Origin of the sequence: Aminobacter sp. MET-1 (assembly GCF_026521175.1) — a bacterium.
Classification (GTDB): Bacteria; Pseudomonadota; Alphaproteobacteria; order Rhizobiales; family Rhizobiaceae; genus Aminobacter.
The window spans coordinates 125,624-144,439 of sequence record NZ_JAMSHL010000004.1 but is presented as its reverse complement, the minus strand read 5'-3'; the positions used below and the strand labels follow the sequence as shown (position 1 = coordinate 144,439).

Annotated in this window: 20 protein-coding genes; 11 read left to right on the top strand and 9 right to left on the bottom strand. The window is 64.2% G+C overall.

Annotated elements, in window-relative coordinates; translation table 11 throughout:
* Positions 1-142 precede the first annotated feature (142 nt).
* Positions 143-1,087: an acyl-ACP thioesterase gene (locus tag NDO48_RS07505; RefSeq protein ID WP_018430373.1), complete on the top strand. Its 945-nt coding sequence runs from the start codon at positions 143-145 to the stop codon at positions 1,085-1,087.
* A 67-nt stretch (positions 1,088-1,154) separates the two neighbouring features.
* On the opposite strand, the gene NDO48_RS07500 is transcribed toward NDO48_RS07505, so the two are convergent.
* Complete coding sequence (locus NDO48_RS07500) at positions 1,155-2,669, bottom strand: aldehyde dehydrogenase family protein (RefSeq protein ID WP_267321243.1); 1,515 nt, start codon at positions 2,667-2,669, stop codon at positions 1,155-1,157.
* A 555-nt stretch (positions 2,670-3,224) separates the two neighbouring features.
* On the opposite strand from NDO48_RS07500, the gene NDO48_RS07495 reads away from it, so the two are divergent.
* Positions 3,225-3,863 carry a protein-L-isoaspartate(D-aspartate) O-methyltransferase gene (locus tag NDO48_RS07495; RefSeq protein ID WP_018430375.1) on the top strand — a complete coding sequence of 213 codons (639 nt, stop codon included), beginning with the start codon at positions 3,225-3,227 and terminating at the stop codon, positions 3,861-3,863.
* Positions 3,864-3,909: 46 nt separating this feature from the next.
* Here NDO48_RS07495 and NDO48_RS07490 read toward each other — a convergent pair whose 3' ends face one another.
* The 4 genes from NDO48_RS07490 to NDO48_RS07475 all read right to left on the bottom strand — a co-directional run bounded on the left by NDO48_RS07490 (position 3,910) and on the right by NDO48_RS07475 (position 9,127).
* Positions 3,910-4,485: a GNAT family N-acetyltransferase gene (locus tag NDO48_RS07490; protein WP_018430376.1), complete on the bottom strand. Its 576-nt coding sequence runs from the start codon at positions 4,483-4,485 to the stop codon at positions 3,910-3,912.
* Between the two features lie 157 nt (positions 4,486-4,642).
* Positions 4,643-5,422 (bottom strand): Bax inhibitor-1/YccA family protein, encoded by a 780-nt coding sequence (locus NDO48_RS07485; RefSeq protein WP_026227676.1) that lies wholly within the window; start codon positions 5,420-5,422, stop codon positions 4,643-4,645.
* Positions 5,423-5,616: 194 nt separating this feature from the next.
* Positions 5,617-8,160 carry an ABC transporter permease gene (locus NDO48_RS07480; RefSeq protein WP_018430378.1) on the bottom strand — a complete coding sequence of 848 codons (2,544 nt, stop codon included), beginning with the start codon at positions 8,158-8,160 and terminating at the stop codon, positions 5,617-5,619.
* A gap of 259 nt (positions 8,161-8,419) precedes the next feature.
* Positions 8,420-9,127, bottom strand: a complete 708-nt coding sequence (locus tag NDO48_RS07475) for an ABC transporter ATP-binding protein (RefSeq protein WP_018430379.1) — start codon at positions 9,125-9,127, stop codon at positions 8,420-8,422.
* Positions 9,128-9,192: 65 nt separating this feature from the next.
* Between NDO48_RS07475 and NDO48_RS07470 the strand changes: the two genes are divergently transcribed.
* On the top strand, positions 9,193-9,813 hold the full coding sequence (locus tag NDO48_RS07470) for an arylesterase (RefSeq protein WP_018430380.1): 621 nt from the start codon (positions 9,193-9,195) through the stop codon (positions 9,811-9,813).
* 153 nt (positions 9,814-9,966) lie between these two features.
* Positions 9,967-10,563, top strand: coding sequence for an RNA 2',3'-cyclic phosphodiesterase (thpR, locus tag NDO48_RS07465; protein WP_026227677.1), 597 nt, complete (start codon positions 9,967-9,969; stop codon positions 10,561-10,563).
* Here the strand turns inward: thpR and NDO48_RS07460 are convergent.
* On the bottom strand, positions 10,467-10,985 hold the full coding sequence (locus NDO48_RS07460) for a low molecular weight protein-tyrosine-phosphatase (protein WP_018430382.1): 519 nt from the start codon (positions 10,983-10,985) through the stop codon (positions 10,467-10,469). The two genes, thpR and NDO48_RS07460, sit on opposite strands and share 97 nt — an antisense overlap.
* A 146-nt stretch (positions 10,986-11,131) precedes the next feature.
* On the opposite strand from NDO48_RS07460, the gene NDO48_RS07455 reads away from it, so the two are divergent.
* The 4 genes from NDO48_RS07455 (at position 11,132) to NDO48_RS07440 (ending at position 13,179) form a co-directional block, all read left to right on the top strand.
* Entirely contained in the window at positions 11,132-11,428 is a 297-nt protein-coding gene (locus NDO48_RS07455) for a 4a-hydroxytetrahydrobiopterin dehydratase (RefSeq protein ID WP_026227678.1), read from the top strand.
* Positions 11,429-11,492: 64 nt separating this feature from the next.
* Positions 11,493-11,861, top strand: coding sequence for a YkvA family protein (locus NDO48_RS07450; protein WP_018430384.1), 369 nt, complete (start codon positions 11,493-11,495; stop codon positions 11,859-11,861).
* A 277-nt stretch (positions 11,862-12,138) separates the two neighbouring features.
* On the top strand, positions 12,139-12,642 hold the full coding sequence (locus NDO48_RS07445) for an invasion associated locus B family protein (protein ID WP_026227679.1): 504 nt from the start codon (positions 12,139-12,141) through the stop codon (positions 12,640-12,642).
* 63 nt (positions 12,643-12,705) lie between these two features.
* Positions 12,706-13,179 (top strand): GNAT family N-acetyltransferase, encoded by a 474-nt coding sequence (locus tag NDO48_RS07440; protein WP_018430386.1) that lies wholly within the window; start codon positions 12,706-12,708, stop codon positions 13,177-13,179.
* A 4-nt stretch (positions 13,180-13,183) separates the two neighbouring features.
* On the opposite strand, the gene NDO48_RS07435 is transcribed toward NDO48_RS07440, so the two are convergent.
* Positions 13,184-13,516 (bottom strand): DUF1294 domain-containing protein, encoded by a 333-nt coding sequence (locus NDO48_RS07435; RefSeq protein ID WP_018430387.1) that lies wholly within the window; start codon positions 13,514-13,516, stop codon positions 13,184-13,186.
* A 145-nt stretch (positions 13,517-13,661) separates the two neighbouring features.
* On the opposite strand from NDO48_RS07435, the gene rlmN reads away from it, so the two are divergent.
* Together rlmN and NDO48_RS07425 are read left to right on the top strand one after the other, a co-directional pair.
* On the top strand, positions 13,662-14,897 hold the full coding sequence (rlmN, locus tag NDO48_RS07430) for a 23S rRNA (adenine(2503)-C(2))-methyltransferase RlmN (RefSeq protein WP_018430388.1): 1,236 nt from the start codon (positions 13,662-13,664) through the stop codon (positions 14,895-14,897).
* Positions 14,894-15,361 carry a hypothetical protein gene (locus NDO48_RS07425; protein WP_018430389.1) on the top strand — a complete coding sequence of 156 codons (468 nt, stop codon included), beginning with the start codon at positions 14,894-14,896 and terminating at the stop codon, positions 15,359-15,361. The genes rlmN and NDO48_RS07425 overlap by 4 nt, the downstream gene beginning before the upstream one ends.
* Here NDO48_RS07425 and NDO48_RS07420 read toward each other — a convergent pair.
* Both NDO48_RS07420 and NDO48_RS07415 read right to left on the bottom strand, forming a co-directional pair.
* A complete protein-coding gene (locus tag NDO48_RS07420; protein WP_018430390.1) occupies positions 15,342-15,983 on the bottom strand; it encodes a LysE family translocator in 642 nt (213 codons plus the stop codon). The genes NDO48_RS07425 and NDO48_RS07420 overlap by 20 nt on opposite strands.
* Positions 15,984-16,134: 151 nt before the next feature.
* Positions 16,135-17,400: a Glu/Leu/Phe/Val family dehydrogenase gene (locus NDO48_RS07415; protein ID WP_018430391.1), complete on the bottom strand. Its 1,266-nt coding sequence runs from the start codon at positions 17,398-17,400 to the stop codon at positions 16,135-16,137.
* 351 nt (positions 17,401-17,751) lie between these two features.
* Between NDO48_RS07415 and NDO48_RS07410 the strand changes: the two genes are divergently transcribed.
* A complete protein-coding gene (locus tag NDO48_RS07410; protein WP_018430392.1) occupies positions 17,752-18,807 on the top strand; it encodes a dipeptidase in 1,056 nt (351 codons plus the stop codon).
* Positions 18,808-18,816 lie beyond the last annotated feature (9 nt).

Genomic DNA, 18,816 nt, shown 5'->3' with positions numbered 1-18,816 from the left:
CCCGCAGCGAAAATAGACCACGCTGCGACAAATTCTTTGATCTGCCGCATCGAAGCCGCTCCGCCTGGACATCGTCCGATGCGACGATGAACCGGCAGACAGTTGCCGCTACGCCTGATCGGGAAGCACGGGGAGGAAGTCCATGACGGCGGGCATGTCAGGGCTGCGCGATGTTTGGCGCGGCGGCGTCGCCACCTGGGAATGCGACGAGATGGGCCATATGAACACGCGCTTCTATGTGGCGCGCTGCATGGAGGCCATCGCCATGCTGTTCGGCCTCGCCGGCCTGCCGCACCTGTTCGCCCCCGTATCCGCGACGACACTCGCCGTCCAAAGCATGCATATTCGCTTCCTGCGTGAGGCCCGCGCCGCAACGTCGATGCATATCTCAGCCGGCTTCACTGCCCTCGGTGACACTTCGGCCGAGGTCGTCGCCATGATGTTCGACAGCGCCACCGGCGACTGCGCCGCAACCTTTCGCGTCGGGCTCAGCCATGCCGCCGCTGTGGACGGTATCGCACGGCCATGGCCGGAAGCCTTTGCCGCGCGCATTGCGACCGAACTGGTGGAAACACCGAGGCTGGCCATGGCGCGCAGCGTGGGTGAGTTGCCCGCTATGACGACGGCCTCGGGCGCCCGAGCCGAACACCTCGGGCTGAGCCTTCTCGGCCAAGGCGCGGTGTTCCAGCAATCCTGCGATCCCCATGGAAGGATGCAGCCGCAAGCCTTCGTCGCGGCCGTCGCCGACAGCGTCCGCAACATCATCACGCCGCTGCGCGAACTCTGCGCCCGCCACAGCGACCGCAGCGGCCCGCATTTCGGCGCCGCAGCACTCGAATTCCTGATCCGGCTGCAGGACCTCCCCGAAAGCGGTGACTGCTGGGAGGTGCGCTCCGGCCTTGCCCGCGCCGACGGCCGCACCATGAACATCGTCAACTGGATGCTCGATCCGTTCTCCGGCCGCGCTTTCGGCACCATGGAGGTGGTTGCCATCTGCTTCGACCTGGAGACGCGCCGGCTGCTGCCCATCGCCTCGTCGGCACAGGCCGAACTGGCCGGCTGGACAGTCCCCGACCTTGCGATCTGACCCGACAAACAAAAGCGCCGCCCGCGTTGGCGGACGGCGCTTGATGTTTGGCAGGCTTGGCTGCGGCTTAGTCGATGTCGAACGACACGCCCTGGGCCAGCGGCAGTGCCTTGGAATAGTTCACCGTGTTGGTGGCGCGGCGCATGTAAGCACGCCAGGCGTCCGAGCCGGACTCACGACCGCCGCCGGTTTCCTTCTCGCCGCCGAAGGCGCCGCCGATTTCGGCGCCCGAGGTGCCGATATTGACGTTGGCAATACCGCAGTCGGAACCCTCGACCGACAGGAAGCGTTCGGCCTCCTGCAGATCGAGCGTGAAGATCGACGACGACAGTCCGGCGCCGACAGCGTTATGCGCGTCGAGCACGGCGTCGAAATCGGAGTACTTCATGACGTAGAGGATCGGCGCAAAGGTCTCTTCGAGAACCGGACCGACCTGGCCGGGCATCTCCACCAACGCCGGCTTGACGTAGTAGGCGCCGTCATGACCTTGGTCGACGCGGGCGCCGCCGGTGATCTTGCCGCCGTGTTCGCCGGCTTCCTTCAGCGCCTTCTGCATGCCGTCGAAGGCGGCCTTGTCTATCAGCGGACCGACAAGCGCCGAGCTCTCCAGCGGGCTGCCGACCGAGACGCTCTCATAGGCCTTCTTCAGGCGCGGAACGAGCGTGTCATAGACGCTGTCATGCACGAACAGGCGGCGCATGGTGGTGCAGCGCTGGCCGGCAGTGCCCATGGCGCCGAAGGCGATGGCGCGCAGCGCCATGTCGAGATTGGCCGACGGGCAGACGATGCCGGCATTGTTTCCGCCGAGCTCGAGGATGGCGCGGGCAAAACGCTTGGCCAGGCGCGGGCCGACGTCGCGGCCCATGCGGGTCGAGCCGGTGGCCGAAACCAGCGGCACCTTGGGGTTGTCGACCAGAACTTCGCCGACCGCGCGGTCGCCGATCAGCACCTGCGACAGGCCCTCGGGCGCGTCGGTGCCGAAGCGGGCTGCCGCACGCTTGAAGATCGCCTCGCAGGCCAGCGCGGTCAGCGGCGTCTTTTCCGACGGCTTCCACACCACCGAGTTGCCGCAGACAAAGGCAAGCGCTGCGTTCCACGACCACACGGCCACGGGGAAGTTGAAGGCCGAGATGACGCCGACGACACCAAGCGGATGCCAGGTTTCCATCATGCGATGGCCTGCACGCTCGGTGGCGATGGTCAGACCGTAGAGCTGGCGCGACAGGCCGACGGCGAAGTCGCAGATGTCGATCATTTCCTGGACTTCCCCCAGGCCTTCCGACGGGATCTTGCCGACTTCGATCGACACCAGGCGGCCGAGATCGGTCTTGGCGGCGCGCAGCTCCTCGCCCAGAAGGCGGACGAGTTCGCCGCGCTTCGGCGCCGGCACGTTGCGCCAGGCCTTGAAGGCCTTGTCGGCGCGCTCGATGGCCTTGCCGGCTTCGTCGGTCGAGATCGACGTCAGCGCGCCGATCTGTTCGCCCGTCACTGGGCTGCGCACGATCAGGTCGCCACCGGTGAAATCGGCCTTGGCAACGCCGAGGCGCTCGAGAAGCACAGCGGTTTCGCTGGTCACGTTCATGCTGAATTCCTTTCCTCGTTCCTCACCCACCCCAAGGCGTCAGCGTGTTGTTCTCATTCGTCGCTGGCCGGAGCGCTATCGTTTCGTTTCTCCTGGACGCTTGGGCCGGGAGACGCTTGGCACTGCCTATAGCCTGTAAGACCACCCGAACGCCACTGTGCTGATTGCAGCACGCGCGCTGTCCGGCGCATTGCATCGCCGTGGCCCAGCAGCAGGAGGCCAGGTCGGTCTTTTTGGGCATTTGGGGAGGGGCTGAAAAAACAACACCCGCCGGGGGAGGAGGTCCGGCGGGTGTCGTATTTGTGGCCAGCGCCTGGGAGGAGGTAGACACTGACCTATTCGTCGGAACCTGGGAGGAGGTAGGCCCGACAAATTCGATGACTGATATTTAGCTCCGCAGCGCCCGCTTTTAAAGTGTTGATATTGCATAGGTGCCTTGCATTTTGTGCAATGCAGCAAGAATGTCGCACCGCAACATCCTTCGGACGCTACGGAAGGTCTCGCGAAGGGAACTTCAAGGCCTGAACTCGATTAATTGAGATCGGCAGGCAGGCCATGATCGACTACCGGCAGGCGCGCCTCAGAATGGTCGAAACCCAGATTGCCCGGCGCGGCATCAGCGACGTTGCCGTTCTGGAGGCGATGTCGGCCGTGCCGCGGGAGGCCTTCGTGCCGCAGCACCTGCGCGACTACGCCTACGAGGATACGGCAATCCCCATCGCCCAGGGGCAGACCATCTCCCAGCCCTACATCGTTGCCTTGATGATCTCGGCCGCCAAGCTGCTGCCGGGCCACAAAGTGCTCGAGATCGGCACCGGCTCCGGCTATGCGGCGGCGGTGCTGGCCGAGATCACCGGGCGTGTCGTCAGCATCGAGCGCCTGCCTGTGCTTGCCGATGCGGCACGAAAGCGCCTGCAGAGGCTCGGCTATGCCAACGTATCGGTGATCCTTGGAGACGGCACCCGTGGCCATGAAGCCGGGGCGCCGTTCGATGCGATCCTTTCTGCAGCCGGTTCACGCACGGTGCCGCCGGCCTGGAAACAGCAACTGGCGATTGACGGGCGGCTTCTCATGCCGCTTGGCCCGCTCGGCTATCAGCGGCTGGTGCGCATCGTCAGGCAGGCCGACGACGATTTCCCCGAGGAGGCGCTGGCCGACGTGCGCTTCGTGCCGCTGATCTCCGGATCGGCATAGCGCAATTCCAGGAAAGTGCCGAGCGGTATTCCGTCTGCTCCGGGCCTCAGCCCTTGCCGCCCTTGGCGCGAAAGCGGCGCTCCGGCGTCGAGTTCGGATCCGGCTGCGTGGTGGCGCCGCCATTCATCGACAACTGCATGAACACTGTGTCGAGCCAGCGCCCGTGCTTGTAGCCCGAGCCTTCCATGCGACCGGTATGATGGAAGCCCAGCCTCTCATGCAGCTTCACCGAAGCGCTCGCCGCATGGCCGTCGCCGATGACGGCGACGATCTGCCGGAAGCCCAAGACAGTGCATTCGTCGATCAGCGCCTGCATCAGCGCCTTGCCGATGCCCGCACCTTTGGCCTCGGGCGCGATGTAGATCGAATCCTCGACGATGAAGCGATAGGCCGGCCGCGCCCGGAATGGCCCGGCATAGGCATAGCCGACGATCGCACCGTCGCGCTCGGCGACCAGATAGGGGTAGCCGTCATCAGTCAGCGCGTCGTAGCGGCTGTGCATCTCCGCTTTTGTCGGCGGCTCCAATTCGTAGGTGGCGGTGCCGTTGACGACGGCGTCCGAATAGATCTCGGCGATCCGGTCGAGATCGTCAGCAAGCGCGTGGCGTATTGTGATGCTCATTTTTTAGGCAGTCCATTTTTCTGCCTCCACTAGAGCAAAGCTCGGCGCAAATGAAAAGGGCGGCCATTGGCCGCCCTTCCAAAGTCTGATGGTCCAGGCTTGGAGCGCCGCGTGGCCATCTGGACACGCAAAGGATGCTCCAACTCTCGAAATCTGCTTATTCGCGGTTGCCCAGGAACGACAGCAGGAACGAGAACAGGTTGATGAAGTCGAGGTAGAGCGTGAGTGCGCCCATGATGGCCTTGCGGCCGGCAACGAGCACGTCGTCACCCTCGAAGTACATTTCCTTGATCTTCTGCGTGTCGTAGGCGGTCAGGCCTGCGAACACCAGCACGCCGATCGCCGAGATGGCGAACTGCAGGGCCGACGACTGCAGGAAGATGTTGACCACCATCGCAATCAGAAGACCGATCACGCCCATGGCGAAGAACGTGCCCATGGCCGTCAGATCGCGCTTGGTCGTGTAGCCGAACAGCGACAGGCCACCGAAGGCGGCCGCGGTCACGAAGAAGGTCTGCACGATGCTTGCGCTGGTATAGACCAGGAAGATCGACGACAGCGACAGGCCCATCAGGCCGGCGAAGACCCAGAATGCGGTCTGCGCGCCCGAGACGCTCATCGACTGGATGCGGGCGCTCAGGAAGAACACCATGCCGAGCGGAGCCAGCATGACCACCCACTTGAGCGGCGAGCCGTACAGCGCCACGCCAAGGCTGGTCAGCATCTTGCCGTTGCCCAGCGTCGCAACCGCGGTCGCCGGGTCGTTAGTGGTCGCCAGCATCATCGTTGCGAACGCCGCAATACCGGTGATGACCAGGCCCAGGCCCATAAGGTTGTAAACCTTGAGCATGTAGGCGCGCAGGCCTTCATCGATCGACGCATCAGTGCGGGCACCGGTGGTCGCCATGCGCGTCTGGTAATTTCTGAAGTCAGACATGGTTTCCTCTGTTGCTTCTGCCCCGTCGGGTGTCGGGCATACGCCCAGGCGCCGCTGGCGGGACTCCAGCATGCCTGTGGCCAAATATGATGCTTATTTCAGGCCAGAACAAGGCCCGTTACCATGTGAAACGCTACGTGAGACAACATTTCTCATACAAATGCACTTGATCAAGCCTTGAAAGGCGCCTCGAATTACTCGGTTCTAAGCACTGGCGCCGCCTTGTGGCCGAGTACCCGCCAGGTGCCGACCAGGCCGAAGCCGACAGTCAGCACCAGGGCCGCGACGATGGTCGCAACTGCCACCTCGGGCAGAAACTGCGACGGCAGCGTCATGATTCGCGCAACCACGAACCAGGCCGCGACACCGCCGGCGGCAAGTGCGAAGACGGCGGTGGCAAGCCCGATCAGCATGTATTCGAGCGAGAACGCCGCAATCAGCGTCCGGCGCGTCGCCCCGAGTGTCTTGAGGATCACCGCATCGTGGATACGGGCGCGGTTGCCGGCGGCAAGCGCCCCGGCCAGCACCAGCACCGAGGCGATCAGCGCCACGCCCGCAGCTGCACGAATGGCGGTGCCGAGCTGGGCGACCAGCCGGTTCACTACATCGAGCGCATCCTTGACCCGGACCGTGGTGATCGCCGGATAGCTGCGCGTCACCGCGTTCAGGATCTTCGCTTCGTCGGCGGGAGCGGCCTTCTGCTCCGTCAGCGTCGCCAGCCAGCTGTGCGGCGCGCCGGCAAAGGTGTTGGGCGAAAACACCATGACGAAGTTGATGCCCATCGTTTCCCACTGCACCTCACGGAAATTGGCGATCTTCGCCGTCACGTTGCGGCCGAGCACATTGACCGTCACCGTGTCGCCGAGCTTGAGGTCGAGCTCGCGTCCTTCCTGTGCCGAGAACGACACCAGCGGCTCACCCGTATAGTCGGCCGGCCACCACGTGCCCTGCGACAGCGTCGAATTCTCGGGAATGTTCTTGGCATAGGTCAGGCCGCGGTCGCCGCGCAGCACCCAGGCCCCTTCAGGCGGCACGTTGAGCTTCTGCACCTCGGTACCGTTGAGCGCCATGACGCGCCCGCGCAGCATCGGCACGCGCACAAGCTTGCCGCCGGGTGCCTCTGTTTCGACCAGTTTGGCGAAGTCGTCGACCTCGCCGGGCTGGATGTCGACGAAGAAGAAGTTCGGCGCCCGCTCCGGCAGGCTGCCTGATATCTGGCGGCGCAGATTGCCGTCGATCAACGCCAGCGTGACAAGAAGCGTCAGTCCGAGGCCCAGCGACAGCACCACCGAAGGCGTCAGCGCGCCGGGGCGATGGATGTTGCCTATGGCAAGCCGCAGCGCCGTCGAACGCACCCTTGGGCTTTTCCGCGCCAGCCATTGCACGCCCAGCCCCACCACCCTGAGCACCAGGAACGAAAACACAGTCGCGCTGACGAAGATGGTAGCGATGCGCCGGTCGCCGGCGAACCAGATGGCGAGCAGGGCCAATGCTGCGGCAATACCGAGCGCCGTCGCCACATAGACGAAGCGTGGCATGCCGCGGCCTTCGAAGCCCATTTCGCGAAACAGCGCCGTCGCCGGTACATCGCGAGCCCGCCCCAAGGGCAGGATGGCGAAGGCAAGCGTCACGAGCACGCCGAACAGTGCTGCCATCGCCAACGCCGCCGGATAGACGCCGGCCTCTGCCGGCACCGGGATGACCGATTGCAGCGCCGCACTTGCCGCAAACGGCATCAGCGCGCCGAGCACGAGGCCGATGGCGATGCCGAGGCCGGCGATGAGCAGGATCTGGATCAGATAGACCGACAGCACGAAGCCACCCGATGCGCCTAGGCTCTTGAAAGTGGCGATCACGCCGCGTTTGCCGTCGAGATAGGCGCGTACGGCGTTGGCCACGCCGACGCCGCCGACAACCAGCGAGGTCAGGCCAACCAGCGTCAGGAACTGCGAGAAACGCTCGATATTTGCCGACAGGGCCGGCGCCGCATTGGTGCGGGTCCGCACGCTCCAGCCTGCCTCGGCAAATTCGGCGTTGGCGCGCTCGCGCACGGCCGTCACCTCGGCCTCGCTTGTGCCCACCGGCATCCGCACCTTGTAGGCGTGCTCGACCAGGCTCCCGGGCTGGATCAGCCCCGAAGCGGTCAGCCCATCCATTGACACCAGAAGCCGCGGCGCAAACCCAAATCCGTCGGACACCGCATCCGGCTCGGTGACGAGCTTGGCCCTCAGCTCGAAAGTCGCAGCCCCGAGCTTGATGCGGTCTCCGAGTTTGAGCTTTAGGCGCTCGAACAGCAGATCGGGTGCCGCCGCGCCATAGGCCCCGGCCTTTTCGGCGAACAGTTCGGCGCGCGGCAGCGCCGGCTCCGTCAACAGCTGGCCGTAGAGCGGATAGACGTCGTCGACCGCCTTGGCCTCGACTAGCGACTGGTCGGAGCCGTCCTCCAGCCGCGCCATGGAGCGCATGCCGGCGTTGTGCGAAACCGTGCCGAGGCTATCGAGGAATGCGCGCTCCTTATCAGTCGCTTCGCGCTGAATCAGCTGGAAACGTATGTCGCCGCCGAGCAGCGCCTGGCCCTCGCTGGCAACACCCGCGGTAATGGCGCGAGCCACCGAATTGACGCCGCCGATCGCCGCTACGCCAAGCGCGATGCAGGTCAGGAAGATGAGAAAGCCGCGCAATCCGCCGCGCATCTCACGCGAGGCGAATCGGAAGGCGAGAGGCAGATCCTTCAGCATGGGAGCGCCTCATTCCGAAGCTTAAGCTCTCTACGTTGCCCCCTTCTGCCCCGCCGGCCATCTCCCCCTAGAGGGGGGAGATTAGAAGCGGCGCTCCCGCCACTCTTGCTGCGACACTGAAAGTTGGCCGAGGACGCGATGAAAGCTGATCTCCCCCCTTGTGGGGGAGATGGCCGGCAGGCCAGAGGGGGGCGCTGTCCCGCAAACCTTTCAGCGCCCGGCACAACCCTGCAACCGACAGCGGCAGCAACACCCACCCTCATGCCCGAACCTTTTCGGCCAGCGGCGCAACCGTCGCAGTCTCGATCCGCCCCGACCGCATCGCCACCTGGCGGTCGCAGCGGGCGGCCAACGCCGGGTCGTGCGTCACCAGCACCAGCGTCATGGCGCGCTCGGCGGCCTTGGCGAACAGCAGGTCGGCGATCTGCCGGCCGGTGGCCTGGTCGAGATTCCCAGTGGGTTCGTCGGCGATCAGGATGCGCGGCTCCGGCGCCAGCGCCCGGGCAATCGCCACGCGCTGCTGCTCGCCGCCGGAAAGCTCGCCTGGATAATGCGTCACCCGGTCTGCAAGGCCGACCGCCGCGAGCTCACGCTCGGCGATGGCAAACGCATCGCGCTTGCCGGCAAGCTCCAGCGGCACGGCGACATTTTCCAGCGCCGTCATGTTGGGGATGAGGTGGAACGACTGAAAGACGATGCCAATGTTGCGGCCGCGGAAGGCGGCGATCTGGTCTTCGCTGCGACCGTTGAGCAGCTCGCCGGCGATCTTCACCGTGCCGGCGTCGACGCGCTCCAGCCCGGCCAGCACCATCAGCAGCGTCGACTTGCCCGACCCTGACGGGCCGACGATGCCGGTCGCTTCGCCCGCAGCAACGTCCAGGCTCACGCCTTTCAGCACGTGGACCGATGAGGCCCCCTGGCCCAGTGTGAGCGATACATCCCTCAGTTCGATGACGGCTTCTGTCACGGCAAATTCGTCCTATATGGAAACTGAAGGGCGGGGATCGTCTTCGTCATATCGGGTCTGACTGTATGGCTTTCAAACAACTCTTTGCCGCAGCCCTGCTGATGCTTGCGGCCGCGCTTCCCGCCTGGGCGGAACCTTTCCGCATCGTTGGCTTCGGCGACAGCCTGATGGCCGGTTACGGGCTTGGGCCCGGCGAGGGTTTTCCCGAAAAACTGGAGGCCGCGCTACGCAGGCGCGGTCACGATGTGGTGATCACCAATGCCGGCGTCTCCGGCGACACGACCAGCGGCGGCTTGTCCCGTCTCGACTGGTCGATCCCGGACGGCACGCAACTGGTCATCCTCGAACTCGGCGCCAACGACATGCTGCGCGGTATCGACCCGGCATTGGTCGAGCAGAACCTCGACAAGATGCTTGCGCGGCTGAAGGAGCGCAAAATCCCAGTGCTGTTGGCCGGCATGGTCGCCGCCCCCAATCTCGGCCACGCCTATGGCGAACAGTTCGGCAGCATCTATCCGAAGCTGGCGGAGAAGTACGGCGCCACCCTCTATCCCTTTTTCCTCGACGGCGTCGCCGGCGATCCCAAGCTGCTGCTCGAGGATGGCATGCATCCGAACGCGACAGGTATCGACCGCATGGTCGAGCGCGCCTTGCCGACTGTCGAAAAGGCGATTGCCGGCAAATGATCAGGCGTTAACCGGCAGCCATGCATCGCTGCAACACTTGTCCGTCACAAACGTTGTCTATTCAGCAACGGCTGAACAAACAGCTTGCCCGGCCGTCTAATCGATGATTCGCTGAGGCTACGAATTTCGATTCGAGGAGAAGGGAGCCTGGCCATGCCGCGACTTTTCACCGCCCTCGAAGTTCCGCGTGATGCGGCCTTATCGCTCTCCCTGCTCAGGGGAGGGCTGTCAGGCGCCCGCTGGATAGACGTCGAGAACTATCACCTCACCCTGCGTTTCATCGGCGATGTCGAAGGTCATGTTGCCGACGAGATCGTCGAGGCGCTCGACCGTGTCGACCGCCCGAGCTTTTCGCTGACGCTTTCGGGTGTCGGCGCTTTCGGGCAGAAGAAGCCGCATGCGGTATGGGCGGGCGTCACCCCCTCGCCCGAACTCAACGCCTTGCAGGCCGAGATCGAACGCATCTGCAAGCGCCTGGGCGTACCGTCCGACCCGCGCAAATTCACCCCGCATGTCACGCTCGCCCGGCTGCGCAACACCAGCCCGCTCGACGTGGCTCATTACCTCTCGGCACGCGGCAATTTCGCCACCGTACCGTTCCGGGTCGGCCGCTTCGTTCTGATGTCGTCGCGCGACAGCGTCGGCGGCGGCCCCTACATCGTCGAGGAGGCCTGGCGGCTCAACGGCGTCGACTCGCTTGCGGCGAGCCGGCTGGCGAGCGCCTCGGAAGCCTCGCGGATCATGCGGTAGACGTCGAGAAAGCCGCCCTCGCCGCCATAATAGGGATCGGGAACATCCTTTGCCCGCCCGGTCGCATGGCCGAGGAACAGTTCGACTCGCGCCACTGAACCTGACGGCGCAAGGCGGTGCAAATCGTCGACATTCGAACCGTCCATGCCGAGGATGAGGTCATAGTCGTCGAAGTCGTCCAAGGTCACCTTGCGCGCCTTCTGCTCGGATATGTCGATGCCGTGATGCAGGGCGACGGCGATCGAGCGCGGATCGGGCGCCGAGCCCGCATGCCAGCCCCCGGTGCCGGCCGAATCGATCGAAAACGCCGTCTCAAGCCCACGCTCGGCAAGCACGGCGCGGAACACGCCTTCGGCCAACGGCGACCGGCAGATATTGCCCAGGCAGACGAACAGGATGGATTTTACCGGCTTCTCGACCATCGTTCCCGCGCTATGCTGCAGCAATTCCAGGACAACCGCGAAAGCGGCGTTCCGTCAGGAATTGCCTAGAACAGACCTAGAGCCTCTTGCATTCGAAGACAGCGAGCGCTCTGAAACAGATACTCGATTACCCATGGGAGCGCGAAATGACCAGAGAGAAACTCACGCCTGCCGAGTTGAAGGACGGATTGGCTTCGCTCGGCGGCTGGACACTTGCCAGCGACAGCCTGTCGATGTCGCGACGCTTCGAGTTCAAGACCTTCAGCGAAGCCTTCGCCTTCATGACCCGCACAGCCCTTGCCGCCGAGAAGCTCGACCATCACCCCGACTGGTCGAACGTCTACAACACCGTCGACGTCAAGCTGAACACCCATGACGCCGGCGGACTTACCGAACTCGACTTCAAGCTGGCCAAGCGTATGAACGCCTATTTCGGTTCCTGAGCGACCGATCTTGCAGCGGGGGCAGCGCTTTCCCACATTCTGTGCCGAAGGAGAGATTGCCCAGATGGTGAAGTTCCCCGGATTTGACCATTTCCGCAACGACGCGGCCGGCATCGGCGCGAACGAAGGCGAGGTGCGTGAAAAATTCTGGCGCAAGGCCAAGGCCGCAGCCCGCCACATCCCCTTCATGGAGGAGGTGGTGGCCGGCTACTATTGCGCCATGGACAAGGAAACGCCGTTGCGCGCCAGGGGCATCCTGCTGGCGGCACTTGCCTATTTCATCCTGCCTTTCGACACTGTCCCCGATATGCTCGTGGGCATCGGCTTCACCGACGACATCGCCGTGCTGACGGCGGCGTTTGCAGCCGTGCGCGCTCATATCACCCCCGCCCACAGGCTTGCAGCGCGGGAAGCCTTGACGCAGGACGTGTGAGCGCGGTCGGGCTGTTTCAGCGCCTCCCCTGCTTACCATGACCCCTAGTTTCATCATGAAATGAAAAGTCAAACTCTTGCCGCTTTCTCGGGCTTCAACCGAGCAAGGGACAAGCTGTCGTGCCTGCGCGCGACGGGACAGGCCACGGTACCAGCGGGCGAATGTTGCTTTTCGTGGGGCGATTCACCCTTTGGTAACCCAGATTAAATCAAAATGAAGCGAACGGGTGGGCGCGCTGCCGGCCTGCCCCCGCTCCATTTGAAGTACAGGAAAACCAATGCGCGGATTGATAGCTACATTTACGGGTCTGGCGCTTGCCGTTTCGGCAGTGCCCGCGCTGGCCCAGTCGGCGACCAAGATCGGACAGCACAATGCCTGGGGCACCTACAGCTACCAGGCGCAGAACGGCAAGGTCTGCTACGTGCTGACGGTGCCGACCGACAAGCAGCCGCCGACGCTCGACCATGGCGACATGTTCTTCTTCGTCAGCCAGCGCCCAGGCCAGAAAGTGTCGTTCGAACCGCAGTTCATTGCCGGCTACAATTTCCAGGAAAACTCCAAGGTCACCGTCACGATCGGCGACAAGTCGTTCTCCATGTTCACCAAGGGCAAGTCGGCCTGGGTCGAGAATGCCGCCGAAGAGCCTGCCCTGATCGCAGCGATGAAGACCGGCGCCGACATGAAGGTCGCCGCCAAGTCCGGCCGCGGCAACCCGACCAGCTACGTCTTTTCGCTCAAGGGCATTTCGGCGGCACTGACGTCGATCACCACCTGCAAGTAGGCGCAGCGCGAGTCAGTTTCGAAAGCCGGGCCATGCGCCCGGCTTTTTTGTTGAGGGGTTCCGATGAGGATCATCGACGGCACAGCTACCCATCTCGACGCCGCGGCATCGATCTGGGCGCGCGCCACCGCTGCGCGCGACGGAGACGACAAGCCGGCGACGCTTGAGGAGGCGCGGCCGGTGATAGCGAGAGTGCTGGGTCCAGGCGCTCTGCTTTTGATTGCCGAGACCGCGTCTGGCCGGGCAGCAGCCTTTGCCGCCATCGCCCCGATCCCCGGCGAACCTGATACCGCAGAGCTGCACTATCTCGGTGTCGATCCTGACCACTGGGGCGATGGTGCCGGCCGCGAACTCCTGTCCGCACTGACGGAACGGCTGGACGGAAGATGTTTTCGCGAGGTCCGGCTCTCGGTCTATGCTGACAACCAGCGCGCCGTGAGGCTCTACGAACGCATGGGCTGGCATGCTTCGGGCACGCCCGTGCCAAATCTCCGCACCGGCCGCCTCGAGCAGCGCTACGCTCTGTCCCTGGTTTGACGGCTCAAGAGACCTCCGGCCCACGCGACAGCGACATCAGACCCTCGACCCATTGCGGCGCGACCAGCCAGATTGCCAGCGCCGTGACGGCGATCGCGTGCAGAGCGACGATGGCGTAGAGCCGCGAGCGGAACGGCTCCTTGCGAGTCTTGTGACGAAACAGGTGCTGCGCTGCCACCGCTCCCACGCTGCCGCCGACGAAGGCAAGCCACAGCAAAGTCTTTTCGGGAATGCGGCGCGCGCCCGCGCAGGCCAGCCGCTTGTCGCGCCAAAACGCGATGAAGGCAGCAAGGTTGACGCCGAGCACCACCAGGGCGATGTGAAGGATGTTGCTCATCCAGGTAGCATCGCAGCCCGATCCTTAACAAGCAACGAAGCCCAGTCACAAATGCATGGCCGCCAAAACGTGACGCAGAGCCAGACCTGTGATATGTGGCCCCAAAATCCTACATTTGCCGATATCTATAGCTAGCTGAGCCCGAATGACCGTTTCGCTCGACCTCACCACCGATGCCACCCGCGACGCGCTGCGCTCCCGAATTGCTGCGCCCGTCAAGGAGTCGCTGATCGGCCTCACCCGCGAGGAACTCGCGGAAGCTCTCGTCACCTCTGGCGTCGTCCCCGAACGCCAGGCCAAGATGCGCGTCCAGCAACTCTGGCACTGGCTCTATGTCCGCGGCGTCTCCGACTTCGGCGACATGTTCAACATCTCCAAGGACCTGCGCGCCGAGCTTGCCAAGCACTTCACCATCGCGCGTCCCGAGATCGTCGAGGAGCAGATTTCCGCCGATGGCACGCGCAAGTGGCTGTTCCGCTTTCCGCCGCGCGGCGCCGGCCGGCCGGTCGAGATCGAGACCGTCTACATTCCCGAGGAAGGCCGCGGCACACTCTGCATCTCCAGCCAGGTCGGCTGCACGCTGACCTGCTCGTTCTGCCACACCGGCACGCAGAAGCTGGTGCGCAACCTGACGGCGGAAGAGATCCTGGCGCAGCTGATGACGGCGCGAGACCGGCTCGGCGATTTCCCCGACCGCGACACCCCCGCTGGCGCCATCGTGCCGGCGGAAGGCCGCAAGGTGTCCAACATCGTCATGATGGGCATGGGCGAGCCGCTCTACAATTTCGAGGCGGTGAAGAAGGCGCTGCTGATCGCCTCCGACGGCGATGGGCTGGCGCTGTCCAAGCGCCGCATCACGCTGTCGACCTCCGGCGTCGTGCCGGAAATCTTCCGCACCGGCGAGGAGATCGGCGTCATGCTGGCGATCTCGCTGCACGCCACCAACGACGATTTGCGCGATCTGCTGGTGCCGATCAATAAAAAGTATCCGCTCGCCGACCTGATCGACGCCTGCCGCAAATATCCCGGCCTGTCGAACGCCCGCCGCATCACCTTCGAATATGTGATGCTGAAGGACGTCAATGACAGCCTCGAGGACGCCAAGGCGCTGGTCAAGCTGCTCAGGGGCGTGCCGGCCAAGATCAACCTGATCCCCTTCAACCCCTGGCCAGGCACCAACTATCAGTGCTCGGACTGGGAGACGATCGAGAAGTTCGCCGACTACATCAACAATGCCGGCTACGCCTCGCCGATCCGCACCCCGCGCGGCCGCGACATCCTTGCCGCCTGCGGCCAGCTCAAGTCGGAATCCGAGCGTATGAAGAAGACCGAGCGCCTGGCGCTCGAAGCGATGATGATCGCAGGGCACGGCGAGGCGTGAGCCGCGTCCTCATCTATCTCGGCAAGTTCGCCCACATGGTGCTGGGCTACGCGGCGGCGGCGCTCGCCGCCAGCGCCTTCCTCAATGTCATCTTCCTCGGCGCGGTCGGCTTCTTCGCCCCTGACATTCCGGAGGGTGTGGCAGGCGGCTCGATGGTCGTCACCATCCCCTTCTTCGCCTTGTTCGTCGCCTATTTCGCCTTCGTTCCCGCAGTCGTGGTCATGCTGCTTGCCGAACTGCTCGGCAAGCGTGACTGGCTGTTCTACGCGCTGGCGGGCGGCTTCGTGGCACTGGTCTTCATCGGCCTCGCCTACCAGAGCGGCGAAGGCGCCTTCGCCTATCGCGACCCGTTGCTGCCGGTATCGATCCTTGGCAGCGGCCTGGTCGGAGGCATCGTCTACTGGTTCGTCACCGGCCGCTTCGCCGGCGCGCTCAGGGACACCCCTACTTCGCCTGCGCCGTAAGGATCTTCAGCGCAAAGGCCGAGAACACGCCAGCGAAGAGATAGTCGACGATGCGTGTCACCCGCGGGCTCTTCTTGAGCAGGCCGGCGAACTTGTCTGCGGCGATCACCATCGGCGCCACGACCGGCAGCGACAGCACGATGAACATGCCTCCGAGAAAGAATAGCTTGCCCGGCGCATTGGTGTCGTGGGCCGAAACGAACTGCGGCAGGAAGGTCATGAAGAACAGGATGATCTTCGGGTTGAGCAGGTTGATGCCGAGGCCCGTCGCCCAGTTCTGGAACACCGAGCGCGGCTCGCGCTTGGTGGTGTCAGGCGAAAACGCCGAGCCCTTGGTGATGGCCTGGAAGGCAAGCCATACCAGATAGCCGGCGCCGACGATCTTCAGCGCCATGAAGGCCTGCGGCGAGGCGACGATCAGCGCCGACAGGCCGAGCGCCACCAGCGTCGTGTGGATGACGATGCCGGTCATAGCGCCTGCCATGCAGGCAAAGCCCGCCTTGCGGCCTTCCGACAGCGCGCGCCCGACGAACAAGGTCATGTCGGGGCCGGGCGTGATGGCGATGATGAAGGTGGCGACCGCAAACTGAAGAATGGTCGACCAGTCGGGAATGAAGGACATTGTCGTGCCGCCGGTTCTGCCTGCAAGGCATGGGTTGTCTGGGGATCAGTCAGGCTTTCGAGCCAAGCCGTACGCCTAGACCTTTCCCGCAGCAACGGAAAAATAACGCGCCACGCCGCCGGGCCATGTCGATCCGGCGGCGTGTCTTGTCTTAGCTGTCGAAGTAGCTCTGCGTGCCGTGCGCCTCGATCGCCTCGGCAAGACGGCCGAGCGCATGAACATAGGCAGCCGTGCGCACCGAGATCTCCTTGTTGCGGGAAACCTGCCAGATGGCACGACCCTCGCGCTCCATGATGGCGCGCAGGCGGTCGTGGATCTCCTCGATCTGCCAGTAGAAGCCCTGGCGGTTCTGCACCCATTCGAAATAGGAGACAGTCACACCCCCGGCATTGGCCAGGATGTCGGGCAGCACCACGACGCCCTTCTTCTCCAGGACGGCATCTGCCTCCGAGGTCACCGGGCCGTTGGCGAGTTCGAGCACGATCCTTGCCTTGACGCTGTCGGCGTTGCCGATATGGATCATGTTCTCCAGCGCCGAGGGCACCAGGATATCGCAGTCGACGCCCACCAGCGCCTTGCCGTCGAGCAGCTCGTGACCGCCATGGCCAGCAGTCGAGGTTACCGAACGGCCGCTGTTCTTGGCCGTGAAGAGGCGCTCGATGTCGAGCCCGCCGGACGCCTGCACCGCACCTTCCGAATCCGACACGGCGACGATCTTGTGGCCGTCAGAGGCGAGAAGGCGGGCGATGTGCTGGCCGGCATTGCCGAAACCCTGCACGGCGATGCGCAAGCTGCCCTTCAGCCCGAGGTCGTCGGCGAGATGGCGGACCAGATAGTAGCCGCCGCGCGCGGTGGCGTCGCCGCGGCCAAGCGAACCGCCCAGCGCCAGCGGCTTGCCGGTGATGACGGCGGGCGAGGCCTGGCCGACGATCTGGCTGTATTCGTCGGCCATCCAACCCATGATCATCGAGTTGGTGTAGACGTCGGGGGCGGGAATGTCGCGGTCCGGGCCGATGATGCGGGCGAAGGCCTGGATGTAGGAACGGGACAGGCGCTCGAGCTCCGCCTTCGACAGCTTGCGCGGGTCGACCTGCACCGCACCCTTGCCGCCGCCATAAGGCAGGTTCATGACAGCGCATTTGAAGGTCATCCAGAAGGCCAGCATCTCGACCTCGTCGGCGGTCGATTCCGGATGGAAGCGGATGCCGCCCTTGGTCGGTCCACGGGTGTCGTCATAGCGGCAGCGCCACGACAGGAAGGATTTTCGCGAGCCGTCGTCCATGCGGATCATCAGGCGCGCCTTGGTCGTCTCGCGGGCAAACTTCAGTTTCTCGATCACGTCTGCATCGACGTTCAGATGTTTTGCCGCCTCGTCGAGGCGCACGAGTGCATGATCAAGAAGACTGCCTTCTGTCATAATGAATATGTCCTGTCGTGATGAATGGATCGGCAATGTGATGCACGGCTAATCAACCGCGCCCGACCCGCCTGCACAAAAAAGCGCCACGACACAACGTCCAACAGGGTTACGGCACTGCCCCAACGTCACCCGCCGAGACGCCCGACAGCCGCCAACCCCTGATATCCAGCCTGTTTGAGGACCGTAGCGGCCCTTTCAGGCGCGAGTGGTCCAGGCATGGGTTAGTGTTGGTCCTGGGCATGCATTCCCCAGCGGAACCGGGGTTTCGGGCCTGGAGGCACGCCTTTCGGTATGTTGACTCGCCCGGCCTGTCATCCTTCAACTGCCCCCCACTGACAGGAGTGGGTAATGCAGGCAGTTTTCGACGGTCACAACGACGTGCTTTTCCGGTTGTGGCAGAATGCCGCCAAGGGCGCCGATCCAGTGTCCGAGTTCATCGAGGGCACCCATCAGGGCCACATCGACATGCCGCGCGCCGCAAAAGGCGGCCTAGCTGGCGGTCTCTGCGCCATCTACATCACCTCCGCCAGCATGCCCGACGAAGTACGTGACGAGAACGGCCACTATGCCATTCCTCTATGCAAGCCGCTAGAGCGCGCGCCGTCGCTCGACATCGCGCTCGACATGGCCTCGATTGCTTTCCGCGTCGAGCGCGCCGGCGGCTGGAAGATCTGCCGCAACGCCAAAGACATCGAGGCGGCCGAAGCCGAAGGCAAGTTTGCCGCCGTGCTGCACATGGAAGGCTGCGAGCCGATCGACGCCGATCTCGCGGCACTCGACGTGTTCTACGCCGCCGGCCTGCGCTCACTCGGCCCGGTGTGGAGCCGCAACACCGTCTTCGGCCATGGCGTGCCCTTCGCCTTCCCATCGAGCCCCGACACCGGCCCCGGCCTAACCGAAGCCGGCAAGCGGCTGGTCAAGGAATGCAACCGCATCGGCATCGCCATCGACCTCGCACACATCACCGAAAAGGGTTTCTGGGATGTCGCCAAGCTCTCGGACAAGCCGCTGATCGTCAGCCACTCCAACGTGCATGCGCTGACGCCGATCAGCCGCAACCTGACCGACAAGCAGTTCGACGCGGTCAAGGAGAGCAAGGGCGTGGTGGGCCTGAACTTCGCCGTCACCATGCTGCGCGAGGATGGCGCCAAGAGCGCCGACACCCCGCTCTCCGACATGATCCGCCACATCGACTATATGGTCGAGCGCATGGGCATCGACTGCGTGGCGCTTGGCTCCGACTTCGACGGCGCCACCATTCCGGCCGAGATCGGCGACGCCGCCGGCCTGCAGAAGCTCGTTGCCGCCCTCTCTGGTGCAGGTTACGGTGACGCCGACCTTAAGAAAATCTGCCGCGACAACTGGCTGAGGGTTCTGCGCTCGGCCTGGCATGAAGCGGCGTAACGACAAAAA

Bases quoted from the DNA above. Each gene is read 5' to 3' on its own strand.
- NDO48_RS07415 (WP_018430391.1), bottom strand. From the start codon at position 17,400: ATGACAGAAGGCAGTCTTCTTGATCATGCACTCGTGCGCCTCGACGAG.
- NDO48_RS07420 (WP_018430390.1), bottom strand. From the start codon at position 15,983: ATGTCCTTCATTCCCGACTGGTCGACCATTCTTCAGTTTGCGGTCGCC.
- NDO48_RS07490 (WP_018430376.1), bottom strand. From the start codon at position 4,485: ATGAGCATCACAATACGCCACGCGCTTGCTGACGATCTCGACCGGATC.
- NDO48_RS07495 (WP_018430375.1), top strand. From the start codon at position 3,225: ATGATCGACTACCGGCAGGCGCGCCTCAGAATGGTCGAAACCCAGATT.
- NDO48_RS07450 (WP_018430384.1), top strand. From the start codon at position 11,493: ATGGTGAAGTTCCCCGGATTTGACCATTTCCGCAACGACGCGGCCGGC.
- NDO48_RS07435 (WP_018430387.1), bottom strand. From the start codon at position 13,516: ATGAGCAACATCCTTCACATCGCCCTGGTGGTGCTCGGCGTCAACCTT.
- NDO48_RS07440 (WP_018430386.1), top strand. From the start codon at position 12,706: ATGAGGATCATCGACGGCACAGCTACCCATCTCGACGCCGCGGCATCG.
- NDO48_RS07455 (WP_026227678.1), top strand. From the start codon at position 11,132: ATGACCAGAGAGAAACTCACGCCTGCCGAGTTGAAGGACGGATTGGCT.
- NDO48_RS07500 (WP_267321243.1), bottom strand. From the start codon at position 2,669: ATGAACGTGACCAGCGAAACCGCTGTGCTTCTCGAGCGCCTCGGCGTT.
- rlmN (WP_018430388.1), top strand. From the start codon at position 13,662: ATGACCGTTTCGCTCGACCTCACCACCGATGCCACCCGCGACGCGCTG.
- NDO48_RS07410 (WP_018430392.1), top strand. From the start codon at position 17,752: ATGCAGGCAGTTTTCGACGGTCACAACGACGTGCTTTTCCGGTTGTGG.
- NDO48_RS07485 (WP_026227676.1), bottom strand. From the start codon at position 5,422: ATGTCTGACTTCAGAAATTACCAGACGCGCATGGCGACCACCGGTGCC.
- NDO48_RS07480 (WP_018430378.1), bottom strand. From the start codon at position 8,160: ATGCTGAAGGATCTGCCTCTCGCCTTCCGATTCGCCTCGCGTGAGATG.
- NDO48_RS07445 (WP_026227679.1), top strand. From the start codon at position 12,139: ATGCGCGGATTGATAGCTACATTTACGGGTCTGGCGCTTGCCGTTTCG.
- NDO48_RS07470 (WP_018430380.1), top strand. From the start codon at position 9,193: ATGGCTTTCAAACAACTCTTTGCCGCAGCCCTGCTGATGCTTGCGGCC.
- thpR (WP_026227677.1), top strand. From the start codon at position 9,967: ATGCCGCGACTTTTCACCGCCCTCGAAGTTCCGCGTGATGCGGCCTTA.
- NDO48_RS07505 (WP_018430373.1), top strand. From the start codon at position 143: ATGACGGCGGGCATGTCAGGGCTGCGCGATGTTTGGCGCGGCGGCGTC.
- NDO48_RS07460 (WP_018430382.1), bottom strand. From the start codon at position 10,985: ATGGTCGAGAAGCCGGTAAAATCCATCCTGTTCGTCTGCCTGGGCAAT.